This is a genomic window from Catenulispora yoronensis (assembly GCF_039531695.1).
Lineage (GTDB): Bacteria > Actinomycetota > Actinomycetes > Streptomycetales > Catenulisporaceae > Catenulispora > Catenulispora yoronensis.
Genome location: NZ_BAAAQN010000045.1, coordinates 45738 through 62901, shown reverse-complemented (window position 1 = coordinate 62901; position 17164 = coordinate 45738). Strand labels below are relative to the sequence as shown.

14 protein-coding genes are annotated in these 17164 nt (G+C 70.0%); 9 read left to right on the top strand and 5 right to left on the bottom strand.

Annotated features, from left to right (window positions below; all coding sequences use genetic code 11):
* Positions 1 to 281: 281 nt before the first annotated feature.
* Positions 282 to 1055, bottom strand: a complete 774-nt coding sequence (locus tag ABD481_RS30635) for a class I SAM-dependent methyltransferase (protein WP_344669281.1) — start codon at positions 1053 to 1055, stop codon at positions 282 to 284.
* A 106-nt stretch (positions 1056 to 1161) separates the two neighbouring features.
* Between ABD481_RS30635 and ABD481_RS30630 the strand changes: the two genes are divergently transcribed.
* Positions 1162 to 2109, top strand: coding sequence for a transposase family protein (locus ABD481_RS30630; RefSeq protein WP_344669280.1), 948 nt, complete (start codon positions 1162 to 1164; stop codon positions 2107 to 2109).
* 75 nt (positions 2110 to 2184) lie between these two features.
* Here ABD481_RS30630 and ABD481_RS30625 read toward each other — a convergent pair whose 3' ends face one another.
* The gene (locus tag ABD481_RS30625; protein ID WP_344669279.1) at positions 2185 to 3612 is read right to left on the bottom strand and encodes a GGDEF domain-containing protein; all 1428 of its coding nucleotides are present in this window, start codon (positions 3610 to 3612) and stop codon (positions 2185 to 2187) included.
* A gap of 215 nt (positions 3613 to 3827) precedes the next feature.
* Positions 3828 to 4349, bottom strand: coding sequence for a TetR/AcrR family transcriptional regulator (locus ABD481_RS30620; RefSeq protein WP_344669314.1), 522 nt, complete (start codon positions 4347 to 4349; stop codon positions 3828 to 3830).
* A 387-nt stretch (positions 4350 to 4736) separates the two neighbouring features.
* Here ABD481_RS30620 and ABD481_RS30615 point away from each other — a divergent pair, with 387 nt between their 5' ends.
* Entirely contained in the window at positions 4737 to 5933 is a 1197-nt protein-coding gene (locus tag ABD481_RS30615; RefSeq protein ID WP_344669278.1) for a hypothetical protein, read from the top strand.
* A 72-nt stretch (positions 5934 to 6005) separates the two neighbouring features.
* Positions 6006 to 6470 (top strand): hypothetical protein, encoded by a 465-nt coding sequence (locus ABD481_RS30610; protein ID WP_344669277.1) that lies wholly within the window; start codon positions 6006 to 6008, stop codon positions 6468 to 6470.
* On the opposite strand, the gene ABD481_RS30605 is transcribed toward ABD481_RS30610, so the two are convergent.
* Complete coding sequence (locus ABD481_RS30605; protein ID WP_344669276.1) at positions 6436 to 10281, bottom strand: AMP-binding protein; 3846 nt, start codon at positions 10279 to 10281, stop codon at positions 6436 to 6438. The two genes, ABD481_RS30610 and ABD481_RS30605, sit on opposite strands and share 35 nt — an antisense overlap.
* 133 nt (positions 10282 to 10414) lie before the next feature.
* On the opposite strand from ABD481_RS30605, the gene ABD481_RS30600 reads away from it, so the two are divergent.
* Positions 10415 to 11047 (top strand): TetR/AcrR family transcriptional regulator, encoded by a 633-nt coding sequence (locus tag ABD481_RS30600; RefSeq protein ID WP_344669275.1) that lies wholly within the window; start codon positions 10415 to 10417, stop codon positions 11045 to 11047.
* Positions 11048 to 11181: 134 nt separating this feature from the next.
* Here ABD481_RS30600 and ABD481_RS30595 read toward each other — a convergent pair whose 3' ends face one another.
* Positions 11182 to 11913 (bottom strand): DUF899 domain-containing protein, encoded by a 732-nt coding sequence (locus tag ABD481_RS30595; RefSeq protein WP_425559327.1) that lies wholly within the window; start codon positions 11911 to 11913, stop codon positions 11182 to 11184.
* A gap of 241 nt (positions 11914 to 12154) precedes the next feature.
* Here ABD481_RS30595 and ABD481_RS30590 point away from each other — a divergent pair, with 241 nt between their 5' ends.
* Genes ABD481_RS30590 through ABD481_RS30570 form a run of 5 tightly spaced genes read left to right on the top strand, consistent with a single transcriptional unit; the run spans position 12155 to position 17121 of the window.
* On the top strand, positions 12155 to 12418 hold the full coding sequence (locus ABD481_RS30590; RefSeq protein ID WP_344669273.1) for a phosphopantetheine-binding protein: 264 nt from the start codon (positions 12155 to 12157) through the stop codon (positions 12416 to 12418).
* 2 nt (positions 12419 to 12420) lie between these two features.
* The gene (locus ABD481_RS30585; protein ID WP_344669272.1) at positions 12421 to 13209 is read left to right on the top strand and encodes a thioesterase II family protein; all 789 of its coding nucleotides are present in this window, start codon (positions 12421 to 12423) and stop codon (positions 13207 to 13209) included.
* Complete coding sequence (locus ABD481_RS30580; protein ID WP_344669271.1) at positions 13206 to 14012, top strand: hypothetical protein; 807 nt, start codon at positions 13206 to 13208, stop codon at positions 14010 to 14012. Before ABD481_RS30585 ends, ABD481_RS30580 begins: the two co-directional genes overlap by 4 nt.
* Positions 14009 to 15829 (top strand): non-ribosomal peptide synthetase, encoded by a 1821-nt coding sequence (locus ABD481_RS30575; RefSeq protein WP_344669270.1) that lies wholly within the window; start codon positions 14009 to 14011, stop codon positions 15827 to 15829. The genes ABD481_RS30580 and ABD481_RS30575 overlap by 4 nt, the downstream gene beginning before the upstream one ends.
* The gene (locus ABD481_RS30570) at positions 15829 to 17121 is read left to right on the top strand and encodes a cytochrome P450 (protein WP_344669269.1); all 1293 of its coding nucleotides are present in this window, start codon (positions 15829 to 15831) and stop codon (positions 17119 to 17121) included. Before ABD481_RS30575 ends, ABD481_RS30570 begins: the two co-directional genes overlap by 1 nt.
* The last annotated feature ends 43 nt before the right edge of the window (positions 17122 to 17164 follow it).

The window sequence follows — 17164 nt, the reverse complement described above, 5'->3', positions numbered from 1 at the left end:
TCCCCCTCGACCGGCCTGGTCAACCACCAGCAACCACCAGCAGACGATCCATCCACGATAGCGCTGTCGCCGCTTCAGGACGCTGCGATAGGGGAAAGCCATGCCACCTCGGCACTCGGCTCTACCGGCTCGGCCGAGTCGCCTCGCCTCGCTACCTCGGCCTTCGCCGCTTCAGAGCCCACCGCTCGAAAGCCCTACCGCTCCAGAGCCTTAAAGGCCGGGGAGCGATAGTCGGCGGCTGGCGGGCCTGACCTGAGGAGGTGGTCGTTTGGCGTGCGGGGTCAGGCTGCAGGCCGCGCGGTCAACACCGGCTGGAAGAAGTGCGCCTCCTCGACGCCGTGCCACGTGACGTTGCCAAACCCGCACTCTCGCACCAGTTCCGCCAGCTGCTCCAGTGCCCAGGCTCGCGACGTCGCCCGCCGGACCCGGACCTGCCAGGTGTCGCCATCGGGCAGCAGTTGCAGGTGATCGAAGTCGTAGACCCCGTCGTCTTGCCAGTGCCACAGCTGGAACGTGACCACCTGCCCGGCATTGCTGTCCGTCACCTGCGGCACTGTGGACTGCCGCCGAGCCTGCCGGGCGTCGCCGTAGTCCTTCGCCGAGAGCATCAGCAGCCCGCCGTCACGCACGACTCGGCGCATACCGCCCACCGCGCGGCGGACATCGTCCTCGGTCAGCAGGTGTGCCAGCGAGTTGTCCGCGCTCAGCACGACGTCGAACGAGGCGTCGGCGAACGGCAGCCGGCGCATGTCCGCCGCCAATGCCGCTAGCGCCACCCCGCGCCGCTGTGCTTCCGCAACCGCTCGAACCGCGGCGGCCGGACTCAGGTCGCTGCCCACGATACGGTGCCCGTGCTCGGCCAGGCCGATCGCCTGCGTGCCGATCCCGCAAGAGCAGTCCAGGACGTCCAGCGGCTCGGCACCGTCCAGATACCGTCGGACCAGCGCATTCAGGGCATTGCCCTGCCGCGATACCGACAGCGACCAGTCCGCGTAGATCAGGTGGTAGTCCTCGGCAAGCTGATCGTAGAAGTCCTGCGCAGAGTGGGAGGCCATGGCGGAACGCTACTGCCGAGGTCCGCGGACGTAACGTGAATATGGCTGTGCGGGTTGGTTTTGTGTGACGAAAACGTGGGCCCGCGCGGCCTTCGCCCATCCTTCCATGTCCGGTATCAGCCGGGAGCATCTTGGCGAGCTTGTCGCTGAACTGGCCCCGAAGTGGCAGGTCCAGCAGGAATCGGCGCTGGCCCGGCGACGTGGTAGCGATCGGCGACGTGAGCAGGGCGCCGGCCCCAAACACCAGTTGGTGTTCGTGGACCGGCTACTGGCGACGCTGGTGAAGCTGCGCCACGACCTGCCGGACGCCGCGCTGGCCGGGCTGTTCGGGGTGGACCGTTCCACGATCTCCGGGGCGATCCGGCAGATCAGGCCGCTGCTGGCCGCGCGCGGGTTCGCGGTGCCGGACCGGCCCGGGATCAGGCTGCGCGCCCTGGAAGACGTGTTCGCCTATGCCGCCGCCGAGGGTGTGAAGCTGCGGATCGACGGCACCGACGTGCAGGTCCGCCGCCCCACGGCCGGGCGGCCGGGTCGTAAGGCGTTCATCTCCGGCAAACGGAAGCAGAACACGATCAAGACCACGACGTTCACCGACGGCCAGGGCCGCACCCTGTTCTCCGGAATACCCAGACCGGGGCGGATGCACGATCAGACCGCGTTGCGCACCGAGGGCATCGCCGAGTGCTTTCGGCAGTTCCCCGACGTCCAAGCCGAAGTCGACGACGGCGACCGGGGACTGGCCAACGAGTTCCCGCACCAGGTCAGCGCACCTCCCAAGCCGATGGCCAAGAAAGCGCGGGAGACCGCAGCGCTGGGTGAGCAGTATGCCTGGCGCGAAGCCCGACGCCGCCAGTCCTCGACACGGATCTGCGTAGAACACGCCAACGCCGAATACAAGCAGTGGCGGCCGATGCGGCGCTACACCGGCAGCCGCGAGAACTTCGCCGAGACCCAGGCCGCGATCGCCGGCCTGGTCTCCGACCGCTCGGCCCGCCGAGCCACCCGCCACGAGGCCAGCACCGAACTGGTACTGGCCCACCCGGCGGCCTGCTGATCACGCCAGAGCCGATCCGCCAGGCCGCCACGTCCCGACCTCAATCGCTCCCCGAGTCGTTACCGCTTCACCGCCCTACCGCTTCACCGCGTACATGGCTTGGTCGGCGGCCTGGATCGCGGCCTCCGGGCTGTGGTGGGCACCGAGCTGCGTCCAGCCGATGCTGGCGCCGATCGGGGTCTGCGGGGCGACGGTCCGCCAGTCGGCGGAGGCGATGGCGGCGCTGATCCGCAGGCCGATCTCGCGAGCCTCGGGGTGGCCGGTGTCGGGGAGCAGGATGACGAACTCGTCGCCGCCGTATCTGGCCACGAAGTCGCCGGTGCGCAGGGCGTCGGCGAGGATCGCGGCGATGCCTTCCAGGACGCGGTCGCCGGCGATGTGGCCGTGCACGGTGTTGACCTGCTTGAAGCCGTCGAGGTCCAGGACCGCCAGGGCGGCGGCGCGGCGGGTAGTGGTGAACTCGGACAGCCGGCGTTCCAGGTGGCGGCGGTTGGGCAGGCCGGTCAGCGGATCGGTGAGCGCCTCGCGCACGTAGGAGGACAGCTCCCACTCGGTGGTGGTGGCCGCCGGCTGGGTGAGCATCAACCGCTGGAGCTGGTACATGCGCTGGCTCTGGATGCGGAAGGACTGCCGCTCCAGCTCGATCGCCCCGGCCGGGTCGCCGGCCTCGGTCAGGGCCAGGGAGCGCACGCGCAGCAGTTCGGGCAGCGGCAGCGGGCAGTCCGGGCCGATCCGGTCCAGGTACCGCAGGGCCTGGTGCGGGCGGTGCGCGGCGATCGCCAGACAGGCGCGGATGAGCAGGTCGAAGGCCGGGGCTATGGCGTCGTCGGCGGCGTGCCACAGCCGCCGCGGGTCGACGCCGCGCTCGGCGTCCAGGACGGTCAGGCGGGCGGTGGCGTAGGCGTAGCTGACGGCGTCCCAGTGCTGGAGCCGGCCGGGCCGGGAGGCCAGCTGCACGCGGGCGTGGTGCACCACCTCGTCCAGCGCGGCGACGGCCCCCTGGGTGTCGCCGATGTGGTCCAGCGCCAGGGCGGCGTCCAGGCGCGGGGCCAGCCAGGCCCGCCGGTCGCCGGTGGTCCGGGTCAGGCGCTGGAGCGAGACCAGGGCGTTGCCGCCGAGACCGAGGTTGCCCTGCGTGGTCGCGAGGTCGTACCAGGCCAGCTCGGCGCACGGAGTGACGGCCTCCACGGCGTTCAGGTACCGCTGGCTGTCCAGCAGGTGGGCCAGCGCCTCGTCGGCGGAGCCGCGGGCATTGCTGATGCCGGCCGCCAGGGCGTGGAAGTGGCCCAGCGCGGTCGGCGAGCCCACGGCCCGGGCCAGCTCCCGGGCCTGGTCCTCGGACTCACGGCAGTCCGCACTGTCGGCCAGACCGACGTTGAAGTAGGCGGCCAGCCGCTGCGTGGAGGTGACGGCCTTCTCCTCGGGGTCGACGCCGTGCTCCAGCACCCGCGACGACAGTGCGATCACCTCACGGGACCGACCCTGGCCGAGCAGCTCCCGCAACCGCTGGCTCCGCCCGGGAAGCCGACGCTCAGGGACCCGTTTCGGAAGACGGGCCGGCCGGACCGTGCCGGTAGTGACCATGGTCCGTCCCCTTCTCCGCGGCGCACTGAAGGCCAGTAGACCAACCATAAGCACACATCTTGTAAATTTCCTACCCTTTTCCCGACTGTTGGACTGTTCCTCCGAACACACGGGCATTCCCGCCGCACGCACCGTCAACCCACCAAGCCGCCTGACCGCTCACGCGGGGCTCCGATGCCGTACAACAAGGTGTCAACCACTACGTCAGCAGCCTGTCCGCGGTTCAACTCGGGCCGCTGCCGAGCCACGAGCTGCACCAGCTCCGTCAGCAGCACACGCGCCCAACCCTCGGGAAGACCGGACCGCAGCAGTCCCTCGTCGACAGCCCGCTGGAGGAAGGCGTCGACTTCAGCGGCGAGGCTGTCCCAATCCTGACGGACCTCCTCATTGGCATTGGCGAGCATGCGAGCCACGTCGACCGGCCAGACCCGGTTGACCGCGACGAGGTTCTCGACGTAGCGGTGCAGCGCGACAACAACCGGCGCCTCGCTCAAGCGCGCGTCCTCTATGCCGCGGCTGACGGCTAACAGGCGCGCTTCGTAGATCGCTTCTAGCAACTCCTCACGGGAAGCGAACTGCCGGTAGACGGTACGCCGGTCCACGCCGGCCACCGCGGCGATGCTCGCGATACTCACGCTCGGATCAGCGGCAAACATATAGGCCCCGGTGGTCAGGACCGCTTCCAGATTGCGCGCTGCATCGACTCTCACAGTTTCGATGCTAGATGACCGATTCCTGGGAGTACCGGTACGAAACGGCTGATCAGCGGCGCCTGATGAGCCGTTTCGCCCGGAATCAATCACCTAGACCGCAGTGTGTCACCTGTGGCATCTACTGCCACTCGGTGGAGCAATTCATACGTTAAATGTCACAATAACGTGGCAGATGACGTAAACATCGCCACAGAGACCGGACACCGGACTCACACTTGCCATCCATATCAGAGCCCAGATACAGTCGCCTGCGCTTGTGGCGTGGACCAGTCTCATGGGGGATCGATGCACAAGTGTCGTCGGACAGCCGTGGCCGCAATGCTTCTCGTCGTGGCCACGGCCTGCACTCAGGCACACACCGCCGGCCCGTCCCGAGGCCCGACGACCGCCGCGCCGCCGCCCCCGACCACGCCCCCGACCCCGACCCCGACCCCGACCCCGAGCGGACGGTCGGCCGTGGCAGCGGCCGCCCTGTCGAGTCTGCCCAAGGCATCGGACGCGGAGCTGGCTCAAGCGCCGCACATGACCGTGGTCCACGCGTACGACCTGCCTGCGGGCTGGCACGTCCATTCCTTCGGGGCCTGGCTCGACGCCGACTACGCCGTGTTCGAGGCCGTTGAGACCACCAGCGATCCCAGCCTCGACATCAGCGAGCTGTGGATCGTCCGTCTGTCCGACGGCGCGCTGCGCGAGATCCCCAAAGCCGACCCGGCAAGCACCATCGCCAACGACACCATCAGCGACGGCTGGATAACCCACCTGGAGAAGACGCCGGCGCCGGAGACCGCATGCCCCGGCGGTGCGCAGGCGGGCTGCTACTCCTGGAAGATGTACGCAATCCGCGCCTCCGACGGGACATCCACCCTGCTGGCGCAGAGCCCCCACCCGCAGGACCAGGCGCACATTCCGCTCGTCAATGCTCATGACGGGCTGTTCGCCTGGCAGCAGACGGACGACAACGGCAAGACCTATGCGGCCATGGACTGGAGGCCTGACACGTCGGCCCCGGTCCGACTGACCAGCTCTCCGAAACAGGCGACCGTCAGGACCGACGGCAAACACGTCTACATCGAACAGTCGGTACTGGAGAAGGACGGATCGCGCAGCGACTCCGTGATCTCCGTTCTCGGCCCGGACGGCACCCCTCGGCCCATCGCCACCTACCGTGGCCCGTGCTGCGCCGACGTCAAGGACGGCGTCATCGCCTACATGACCGGCGACCGGTCCGGTGACGGCGCGGTGTCGGTCGCACCGTCGGACCAGGCCACCCAGGCCCAGCTGACCGACGCGAGCCCGTCCTTCCACGGCTTCGGGATCTACACGGTGAACGTCGTCGACGACCACCACCTGTACATCTCCACCGTCAAGGGCGACTTCCTGACCGACACGCAGCATCCCGGAACGCCGGTGACCATCACCCCCGACCTGGACTCCATGACCGACAGCCATGCCGATCACGGCCTGATCGCGAATCCCGTCCGCCATCAGAACGGACTCGATACGCTTTTCATCCTGTCGGTGAACTAAGGGCTTACTCCGCGGCCGTCGGACCTGCCATCGTGGTCTCCCACCGTCCACTCCGTCCTCCCGGGAAGCCCGATGTCGCGATTCAGAACCCTGAAAGACGTGCACCCGACCCGGCGCGGGCTGGTGCTGGCGTGGTACGCGTTCACCGCGACGTTCGGCGGGATGCGGTTGCTGACCTGGCTGATACACATCCACGTGCGCGGGTTCGGCAACATCACCGCGGGCAGCGTGCACATCCACCACTACCTGTGGGGCATCCTGCTGCTCGTCGTCGTGGCGGCGGCCGGACTGGTGGAGCGGTCGCCGGCCTGGCACGTGTGGATGGGGCTGCTGTTCGGGATCGGGCTGGGGCTGGTCGTGGACGAGGCGGCGTTGCTCATCGAGCTCAAGGACGTCTACTGGGACAGCGCGGGCGGCGTCAGCGTCGCCATCGGGGTGATCCTCATCGGGCTGGTCGGGGGCATGCTGGCCATGACCCGGTCGCCCGGTGCCGATGAGGACCTCATGCTCCGTCAGGATTCTCAGCCAACGCAGTGAGCTGATCAGCCACGGCGGCGGCCAGTCGCCGCGCGCCCTCGTCGTCGACGATGCCGCCGGTGTAGGCGAAGGACAGGCGAAGCGCCGGACCGAGGGTGGTCCGGGCGAACAGCACGATGTCGCGGTCGAGGGCGTAAACGCTGCGGCGCGGCAGAAGGCTGATAGCCGCCTCGCCGAGCTTGGCGGGCGCCTCGACGTCCGGCAGGTGGTTCAGCGCGACGCGGTAGGGCTCCCGGTCCCTCGCCGTCCCGGCCAGATAGGCGTACTGGCTCAGGGAGACGCCCTGCTCGTCGCTCGCGGCCAGAACGGCGGCGCGGACCCGCAGCAGGCGTTCGCGGCGGCTCGCACACCCGGCGAAGTCGACGGCGATCAGGCGCGAGGTCGCCAGGAAGCCCAGAGTCCGCTCCAGGCCCGGCCGGTCGCGGCCGGCGACGCGGGTCGCGACGGCGACCCGGTCGGTTCCGGCGGCCTCGGCCACCGCGAGGAGGAAAGCCGTGAGCACCAGCGTCGGGACATCGGTCGCCGTCGAGCGGGCCAGCTCCTCCAGCCGGATCAGCGCGACGCTCCACACCTCGGCCACCGCGACCCGGGCCTCGATCGGGACGTCCGCCTCCCGCCGCCGGACGAAGGGCAGACGCGGCTCGGGCCACTGCTCAAGAGTCCGCCGCCACCGCGCCAGGGCCACGTCCAGCCCCGGTCCCGAGTACGCCGTCCGCTCCCACTGCGCGTAGTCCACCAGCCGCAGCGGCGGGGCCTCCAGCTCGTCGACAGACCCGGCGACCACCGACTCGTAGGCGCGGACCAGATCCTGGAACACCACCCCCATCGACCAGCTGTCGGCAATCAGGTGGTCGAGCGCCACGCTGAGCACGTGCTGCTGGTCGCCGATGCGGGTCAGGGCCATGCGATACATCGGGCCGTCGAACGGGTCGAAGGGCCGCTCCACGACCATCAGGCGCTTCTCCAACGCGGCGCGCAGCTCGTCGGAATCCTGCGGCTCGGCAACCAGGTCGGCGAAATCCAGGACCGGAGCGACTGGTCCGGCCAGCCGCTGCCGCACCGTCTTGCCGTCCTGCGCCCGGACGAAGACGGTGGTGAGCCCTTCGTGCACCTCGGTCAGGCGGCGCAAGGCCTGTTCGAGGGCTGCGATGTCAATCGGTCCGTCCACCAGACCGTGCTGCACGATGACGCGCGTCGCTTCGGCCGTATCGGCGAACAGGATCCGCTCCTGGTTGAAGGTGAGCGGGAAGTCCGTCTGCCCTTCGATCCGGACCAAGGGTCGATCCACCTCGGCCGTTTCATTCAGGCTCAGGCTCAGACTCAGCGGCCTGACAGCCGCCTCCGGCTGGGCGTCGACCGCGGCACCGGGCACCTCCTCCAGCACCACCTGCACATTGGTACCGCCGACACCGAAGCTGTTGACCACCCCGACCAGCGGCCCCTCCCCCTCCGGCCACGGACCCGGCGCACCGCGGCGATGCAACGCCAGCGCCAGCTTCGCCAGCCTGGCGACACCGCCGGTGGTCCCCGACTCGACATAACGGACCCGGTTCGCGGCGACGCCCGCCGTGGCCGAGACCTGCCGGCTCACCTCGGTGTGGGCCTGCGCGCCCGCCTCGGTCGGGCCCTTCGACCGGCCGTCGTGGGTGACGGCGCTCCCCCGGACGACGGCGTAGACGCGGTCGCCGTCGGCCAGCGCACGACTCAGTGACTTGAGAAGCAGCAGGCCGTCGCCCTCCCCGCCGGCCAGCGCCATCTCGGACTCCCCCGACAGGATGCTGGCACAGGCAAAGTGGACCGCGACCAGCGACGAGGACCCGGAGGTGTCGATCATCAGGCTCGGGCCCCGGAAGTCGAGCGTGTAGGAGATGCGGTTCGCCGCCATCGAGAACCGCGCGTAGTCGCCGGTGGGGACGCCGACGAAGACCCCCGTGGCGGTCCCGGCCGTGCGCTCCGGCGGGAGCTTCGCGTCCTCCAGGGTCTCGAAGGCCACTTCCAGCAGCATCCGCGGCGAGCCCTCGCCGACCGACCCCATGCCGATGATGGCGACCGGGTCCGGGCCGGGCGCATGGGGCGTCAGCAGCCCGCCGACGAACCGGTCCCGGGTCTCGCGCCGGCGGACCTTGCCGCTGGAGGTCTTCGGGACGGTGCGGGCGGCGACGAACTCGACGGCGTGCAGGCTGATCCCGTGGTTCGCCCGCACCGCGCGCCGCACCGCGGCCGCCACCAGCGCCGGGTCGCCCTCGAAGCCGTCGACCAGCTCGGCGACGACAGCCGCCTGCTCGCCGAGGCCATCGGTCCCCCCGGTCCCCGTCCCTTGGTCTCCCTCGGTCCCATTCGCCCGGCCGATCCCGTCAATCCCGTCGATCCGGTCAATCCCGTCGATCCCGTCGACGCCGAACGCCACCACCCCGCCGGCCCGGATCGCCGGATGCGCCTGCTCCACGGTGTATTCGAGGTCCTGCGGATAGTGGTTGACGCCCGCCACGATAATCAGTTCCTTGAGTCGGCCGACGACAAACAGCTCGCCCTCAGCCACGAATCCCAGGTCGCCGGTCCGCAAGTAGGGTCCGATGCTGTCCGACGTCCGAGCCAGGAAGGTCGCGCCGGTGAGTTCCGCATCGTTCCAGTAGCCGACCGCGTTGCTCGGGCCGCGCAGCCAGATCTCGCCAACTCTGCCGTCCTCCAGACGGTGCAGGCCCTGCGGATCAACGATGGCGATCTCGGTGTCGGCGGCCGGGGACCCGCAGGAGACGAAGGCCCGCTGCGCCGGGTCCGATGCCGCGTCGAGCTCGAAGCGGCTCGGCGCGCTGACGAAAAGCGTCGCCTCGGCGAGACCATAGGCAGGGCGGAATGCTTCAGCGCGGAAGCCAGCCTCCTGAAACGCCTCCGCGAAGCGGCGCATACTCTGACGCCGAACCGGCTCAGCGCCGTTGACCGCGATCCGCCAGGAGGACAGGTCCAGGTCCCGCACCGGCATGCCGTCGCTCGACTTGCGCGCGCACAGCCCGTAAGCGAAATCCGGCGCGGCGCTGAAGGTCCCGCCGTACTCCGACATCGCCTCCGGCCAGCGCGCAGGGCGTTCAGCGAACTTCGCCGGCGACAGCAGGGTCGCGGTGCCGCCGAGCCAAACCGGATAACAGAGACCTGCGATCAGACCCATGTCGTGGTGGTTGGGCAGCCAACTCACCGCTCGCACCGACGAGTCCAGCCCCCAAGCCTCGTTCTGCGCCCGCAGATTGTGCACCAGGTTGGCCTGCGTCACCACGACGCCCTTCGGCGATCGGGTCGAGCCCGACGTGTACTGGAGGAACGCGACCTGCCCGACCGCCCCGGCCGGCACGCCGTCGCCCACCGCCCCGCCACCGACCGCGTCCGGCAGCATTTCCGTGGCGATCCACCGCCGATCGGCGAACGCCGCCCGCCCCGGCGGGATCCACGCCGCGTCGGTCAGCACCACCGCCGCACCGCAGTCCGTGATGACCGCGCCGAGCCGAGGCACCACCCGATCGAAGGGCTCCGTCTCCGAGCACGCCACCGGCACCGCGACCATCCCGGCCAGCACGCACCCCAGGAATCCGGCCATGAACTCCGGGCCCGCCGGATACAGCAGCACCACTCGGGAACCGGTGGGCACCTGCCGCCGCAACGCAGTCCCCACCGCCTCGGCCCGCGCGATAAGCCGACCGTAGGTCCAGGTGACAACGGGTCCGTCGACGTCACCAGAAACGAGAAAACGGTACGCGATCCGGTCCGGATGCTCCCGCGCGTGGCCCCTGATAGCGGCTGCGAAATCCCGTTCGTTGTTCACCACCGAATCATGGGCGGCACCGGAAACCCACGGCTAATCATCCAATAACGTCGATAATGCGTTTGCCATCCTATCCGCACCCGGCATATGCGCTCGCCGATCTCCACGAGACCGGACCTGCTAAAGTCTGTCTATGACGAACCGCGCATCAGAGCCGGATCCACCGGCCGAGCGCCCGGACGACCGGCGAGCAGCCGACCACCGGAACCGTCTGACCGGCGCGCTGGAGTCCCTCCTGGCCGAAAAGGCATTCCAGGAAATCAACGTCGGCGACATCGTCGCCCGCGCCCGCACTTCCCGCCGCGATTTCTACGCGCATTTCGACTCCAAGAACGCCTGCCTGATCGCCTTGTTCAAAGAGGTCAGCGACACCGGCGCCGCCTACATCAACGCCGCCGTGGACCGCACCGCCGCTTGGCAGACCCAGCTCCGCCAGCTCATCACGGCCGGCTTCGGCTTCGTCGACGCCCGCCCCGCCGTCGTCCTCAGCTTCATCCGCGATCTGCCGCTCCTGGGAGCGGCGACCCGCGACTTCCTCAACCAGGACACTGACATCTACGCCGAGACCTTCCGCCAGATCTACTCCTCCGAGGAGTTCCGCCGCGCGGGCGGCACTCCCATGTCCCGAGACCGGGTCCTGATGCTGATCGGCGGCCTGGAACGCCTCGCCACCGACACCGTCTGCAACGGCGACAAACTCAGCGCCCACACCGAGGAAGCCGTACAGGTGGCCCTCCTCCTGGCCGCGCCTCACTCGTCGCACTGACCACGGAGGCCGGCGCCCCATAGACACCGGCCCGACCGGCCCGACCTGACCTGAACCGGCCCGGCCCGGCCTGAACCGGCCCGGCCTGAACCGGCCCGGCCTGAACCGGCCCGGCCTGAACCGGCCCAACATCCTCAGTGGCAGTGCCCCGCAGCGCTCTCATAGCTGTCGTGATGAGGAAACTCAGTGATATGCAACTGCCGCCCCAAAGGCGTCAGATCCAGGTAGCTATAGGTACCGACCAGCGTTTCGCAGCCCCGCCCATACGTCGAATACGTGTGGAACACCTGGTCGCCGTCGCGCAAGAAGACGCTCAGCCCGTGGTTGTCACCGGTGAGGAAGTAGTCGAACCCCTTCGCCTCCAGCTCGGCCTGATCCATGTAGTTGTACTCGATCGGCGCGACCTCCGGGTCGCTCGTCACGTGGAAGTCGTAGTTGAAGCCAGTGCCCTGCGACGAGTACCACGGAGTGCTCCACCCCATCCGCTGCTGGAAGCGGTCGATGTCCGCCCACGGCGCCCGCGACACCATCACCAGCGTCGTCTCGGCAGCCCCCAGATGCGCCGGATGCCCCATGTTGTCGGCCACCACCGAGCAGCTCGGACACCCCGCGTCCCCCACCCACATGAAGTGATAGACGATCAGCTGCCGCCGTCCCTCGAACAACTCCAGCAGTGAAGCCTCTCCGTCCCGCCCCACGAACACGTACGGCTCCACCACCTCGACCATCGGCAGCGCGCGCCGGCGCTCAGCGATCCGGTCCAGCAGCGCGGTGGCCGCCTTCTCCTCCCGCAGCAGCTCGACCCGGGCCTTGCGCCACTCCTCCGGCGACGCGACGACAGGCAGTTCCACGGCGATCCTCCTCATCAGTGAATCAGGGGTCGTACTCGGAGGACGGTAGCGGCGGTCACGGTGAGTGGCAAGGCGGTGGCGCACAGATCACCTCCCGGGGCTCGACCCCGTCGCGCCGATGCCCGCGGCACGCCCCGGAGCAGTTCATCGTCCGTTCTTCCACCGGTCTCCGAGCGGCGCCCGAGCCTCCAGGTTTGTCATGCACGCCGTCACCACACGGGAACTGGCGAGTCGTCAGTCAACGGGAGGTTCCCCCATGCCGAACGTCAGTGGGTCCGCGAGCACCTCGGTCGATGAGCTTGTCCTACTCATCGCGGGGGTGTTCGGACGCCGGTTGGAAGTGCCCGACTTCGGCGCCGACGACGACTTCTTCGGGCGCGGCGGGTCGTCGTTCCTCGCGGCGCTGTGTGTGGCGGAGTTGAAGAAGGCCGGGTTGGCGCTGGCCATTCAGGACGTGTTCCTCGGTAAGACGCCGCGGGCGGTGGCGGAGCGGATCGAGTCGCTCCAGAAGGTCGGGTGAGCATGTCCTCGCCCTCGCTGCTTTCGCCGCAATCCCGTACCGGCCCCCTGTTTTCCTCGCGCGGGGCCGTGGATCTGGTCGCGTTCCCCGGGGCCGGCACCGGTGCCTCGGCGTTCCGCGACTGGCGGGGCGCGCTGCCCGCCGACTGGCGCTTCACCGTCGTCAATCTCCCGGGCCGCGAAGGCAGCTACGGCGCCCCGTTCGCCACCGACATGGCCGCGGTCGCCGATGACATCGCCGCCGAGTTGCTCGACTTCCGAGCCGGGACGGCGTCGCCGCTCGTCCTCTTCGGCCACAGCATGGGTGGCCTCCTGGCTCTGCTCGTGGCCGCCCGCGTTCCCACCGCCGCCCTCGTCGTGGCCGCCTGCGCGCCTCCTGGCGCCCACCGCTACCGCTACGATCCCGGCGACTCTCGTCCCGACGACGACGCGCTCCGCGAGGACGTCGCCGAAGCGCTCGCCGCCGCCGGCATCACAGAGCTCATCGACGAAGCCGCCGACGGTGTGGACGAGCTGCTGGCCGAGATGGTGGAGCTGGCGGTCCCGGCCCTGCGCGCGGACATCGAGCTCCTGACCAGTTTCCAGCAGCTGCCGCATCCCCTCGGATGCCGCATCCTCGCGCTCTACGGCGACGAGGACGCCCTGGACCCAGAGCCCTGGTCGGCCGAGACGACGGCCGCCGCGGACCACCGGGTCCTCCCCGGGGGCCACTTCTTCGTGCAGCTCTCGCCCGACGAGGTGATCGCCGAGCTTCAACGCTACGTCGCACCCGTGCCGGAGGGCGTGCGATGACTGGACCGACCCTTCCCGTGCTGCTCGTCCTCGACTACCCCGGCCGCCGCCCCGAGGCGCGCATCTCAGACCTGCGTCTGGAGGAGTCCGGCTACGACGTCAGATACCTGATGCAGCCACCGCTGCCTCGGGAGCCCTCCACGGCGGGCTACGTCGCCGAGTTCCTCCCCGACGCCGACGTCTCAAGCCCGGTCCACGCCATCCTCACGTACTGCGGCGCCTCGGCCCTGGGCCAAGAACTCGCTCTCCGTACCGGCTGCCCCCACCTCCTCAGCTTCAACGCAGAACTCTGCACCCCCCGAACCATCGGCACCGAATACCGCGCCCTCCTGGAATCCGTCACCGGCGACCCGGTGGCCCTCCCGCCCTGGTGGGATCCCGCCCTCCTCGCCGACCGCTCGGACGACTTCCTCAAACGCTGCGAAGCCCATCTGCTCGACCACATCCGCCAAAGCCTCGCCGCGCAATTCGGCGCCGACCCGGCCGACCCCACCGCCGCCGAGGACCTCCGCGAAGCCGAGGAAGCCCTCATCCCCCTCCTCGACGGCTTCCTCGACTGGCTCGCCTACCTCGCCGCGTCGCACCGCGCCGACCACCCGGCCGTCGACACCGACGTCATCAGCTTCCTGTCCCAGGACCAGCCCGCCGTCGACCCGTGGCCCGGCGCCCGCTCCACCCGGACCATCCGCGTCGACACCACCCGCGACGACCTGCTCGCGCACGCCGCCACCCGCGGCCTCGTCCTAGAGGCCCTGCACCGACTCCCACCGAGCCCCGCCCCTTTCGACGGAGGAACGCGATGACCATCACCCTGTCGGCGAGCTCGGTGACCCTGGAGTCGGTGAGCCAGGGAACAGACACTCTCACCGCTCTGTGGGCCCGCTCCGTCGAGCGCCATCCCACTGCCCCGGCCGTCCACGACGACGCCGCCACCCTCAGCTACGCCGATCTCGACGCCTACTCCAGCGCCATCGCCGACACCCTCTCCGCCGCCGGTGTCGGCCCGGAGTCCGCCGTCGCCATCCACCTCCGGCGCGGCGCCGGGCTGTTCGCCGCCATCCTCGGCGTCCTCAAGGCCGGTGGCGCCTACGTCGTCATCGATCCCCGCTACCCGGCCGCCCGCCGCCAGGCGATGATCGACGGCAGCCGCGCGGGTCTCCTGCTCACCGAGCCCGACTGGAGCGGCGACAGCAGCGCCCGAGCGATCCTCACCATCGCCCCCTTCGATGCGACGCAGAGCCCTGCCGATCCCGCCCTCGCTCCCGGTCCGACCACCCCCACCTCCGCCGCCGCGATCCTCTTCACCTCCGGCTCCTCCGGCACCCCCAAGCCGACCGTCCTGACGCATCAGAACATCACCGGCTTCGCCCAGAACCCCTCGCTCCCGCCCCTCACTCCCGAAGACCGCGTCGGCCAGATAGCCAGCCCCTCCTTCGACGCCTTCCACTTCGAAACGTGGTGCACGTTCGCGCAAGGCGCCCAGATCGTCGTCCTCCCCGCGCTGCCCGACCTGCTCGCGTCCGACCTCCAGCGCACGCTCCGCCGCCTGCGCGTCACGGCGATGCTGGTCCCGACCATGGCCGTGAACCATGTCGTCCGCGAGGACCGCGACGCCTTCTCGCCCCTGCGCATCCTCCACACCGGCGGCGACGCGATCCTGCCCACCACCTGCCGCGATCTGCTCGCCGGCAGCTTCAGCGGGCGCTTCTTCAACCTCTACGGCCCCACCGAGGCCACCACCGCCTGCACCGCCTTCGAGGTCGCGGCCCTGTCGCCCGACGTCGACAGCGTCCCCATCGGCACCGCCCTTGACGGTGCTCATATATACGTACTCGACGAAGGTCTGCGCCCGGTTCCCTCGGGCCAGGTCGGCCAGCTCCACGTCGGCGGCCGCGGGGTCGCGCGCGGCTACCTCGGCGAGCCGGCGCTCACCGCCTCCCGCTTCCTCCCCGACCCGTTCCAGGGCGACGGCAGCCGCATGTACGCCACCGGCGACCAAGTCCGGGTGCTCCCCGACGGCCTCCTCGACTTCGTCGGCCGCGTCGACCACCAGGTCAAGATCCGCGGCTACCGGGTCGAGCCCGGCGAGGTGGAACGCGTCCTGCAACGCCACCCCCAGGTCCGCGACGCCGCCGTCATAGCGCACGGCGCCGGCCACACCCAGGACCGCAACCTGGTGGCCTTCGTCGTCCGGCGCGGCCCGCTGACCCCGGCCGAGCTCCGCGATTTCGCCGAGCGCGAGCTCCCGGACCACATGGTGCCCGCCAAGATCGTCGTCCTGGCCAAGATCCCGGCCACCGAGAACGGCAAGCGCGACCGCGAGGCCCTGATCGAGCTCCTGGCCGCCGACGAGGCCCGGATCCGCGCACACCAGCCTCCGACCAGCCCCAACGAGCTGGTCCTGGCCAAGATCTGGTCGACGCTGCTCGCCATGGAGGACATCGGCGTCGCGGACGACTTCTTCGTCCTCGGCGGCAACTCGATGCTCGCCTTCCGGGTGCGCCAGCAGGTGAAGCGGGAGACGGGAATCGCCATCGACATCGGCGTGGTCCTGGAGAACCCGATCCTGCGCGACCTCGCCGCCGTCCTGGACAGCCGCGCCGGATCGGCGGCCCGCTGATGACCGCCATCACGGCGACCGCCGTTGCCACGGCCACGGCCACCGCCGCTGCCGCTGCCGTCACCGACACCTCCGTCTCCACCCCCATAGACCTCACCGACGTCGAACTCTTCGCCTCCAACAACCACCACGCGGCCTTCCGCCGCCTGCGCGCCGAGTCGCCCGTCTACCGCAACCCCTCCGCCGACGGCACGTCCTTCTGGGCCCTGACCCGCTACGACGACATCACCGCCGCCTACATCGACCACGACGCCTTCAGCTCCCTGCACGGCGCCATCCTCGGCGGCTCCTTCCGCACCGGCGGCGGCGACACCGCCTCCAACGAGATGCTCGTCGCCTCCGACCCGCCCCGCCACCGCATCCTGCGCCGGGTCATGCACCCGCCGTTCGGTCCCGGCATGGTCGAGCGCATTCAGCACAGTGTCAGGACCCTGGTCTCCCGCGCGGTCGACGACCTCCGCGCGGACGGCGGCTGCGACTTCGCCCTCGACTTCGCCCCGCTGCTGCCGATCGGCGCACTGATGGCGATGTTCAGCATCGGCGTCGAGGAGGCCCGCCACGTCGTCGGCCTGACCCGCCGCATGGTCGGCTACCGCGACGCGGCGCTCACCGACGTCTCCGGCGACGAGCGCCTCCGCCTGGCGCACGCGCAGAGCGAGATCTTCGAGTACTTCGCCGACCTGCTCGACGAGCGCGGCGACGCCACCGGCGACGACGACGTGGTCGGGATGCTGCGGCGCGCGGAGATCAACGGCGAGCCGCTGACCGACGCCCAGCTGCTCTACGCCTGCATGAACATCGCCGTCGGCGGCAACGAGACCAGCTCCTACACCATCTGCTCGGGCTTCCTGGCGCTGCTGGAGAATCCGCAGGAGTGGGCCCGCCTGCGCGCCGAGCCCACGCTGCTGTCCGGCGCGCTCGACGAGATCATGCGCTGGGGCTCCACCAACGCCTACGTCCAGCGGGTGACCACGCGCGACGTGGTGGTGCGCGGCGTCCCGATCGCGGCCGGGGAGATCGTCACGCTGTGGAACGTCTCGGCGAACCGCGACCCGGACCAGTTCCCCGACCCGGACCGCTTCGACATCACCCGCAGCCCGAACCGGCACCTGTCCTTCGGCGCCGGCGTGCACCGCTGCATCGGGGCGCCGGCCGGCAACGTCGAGCTGACCGAGGCGTTCCACGCGCTGCTGGGCAGCGGCCTGGAGTTCCGGACGGCCGGCGACCCGGTCCGGCTCCGGTCGAACTTCATCCTCGGTTTCACCTCGCTGCCGATCGAGATCGGCGCCTGACTCCCGAGGGGGCGCGAAGCATGGGGACGCGAAGCATGGGACG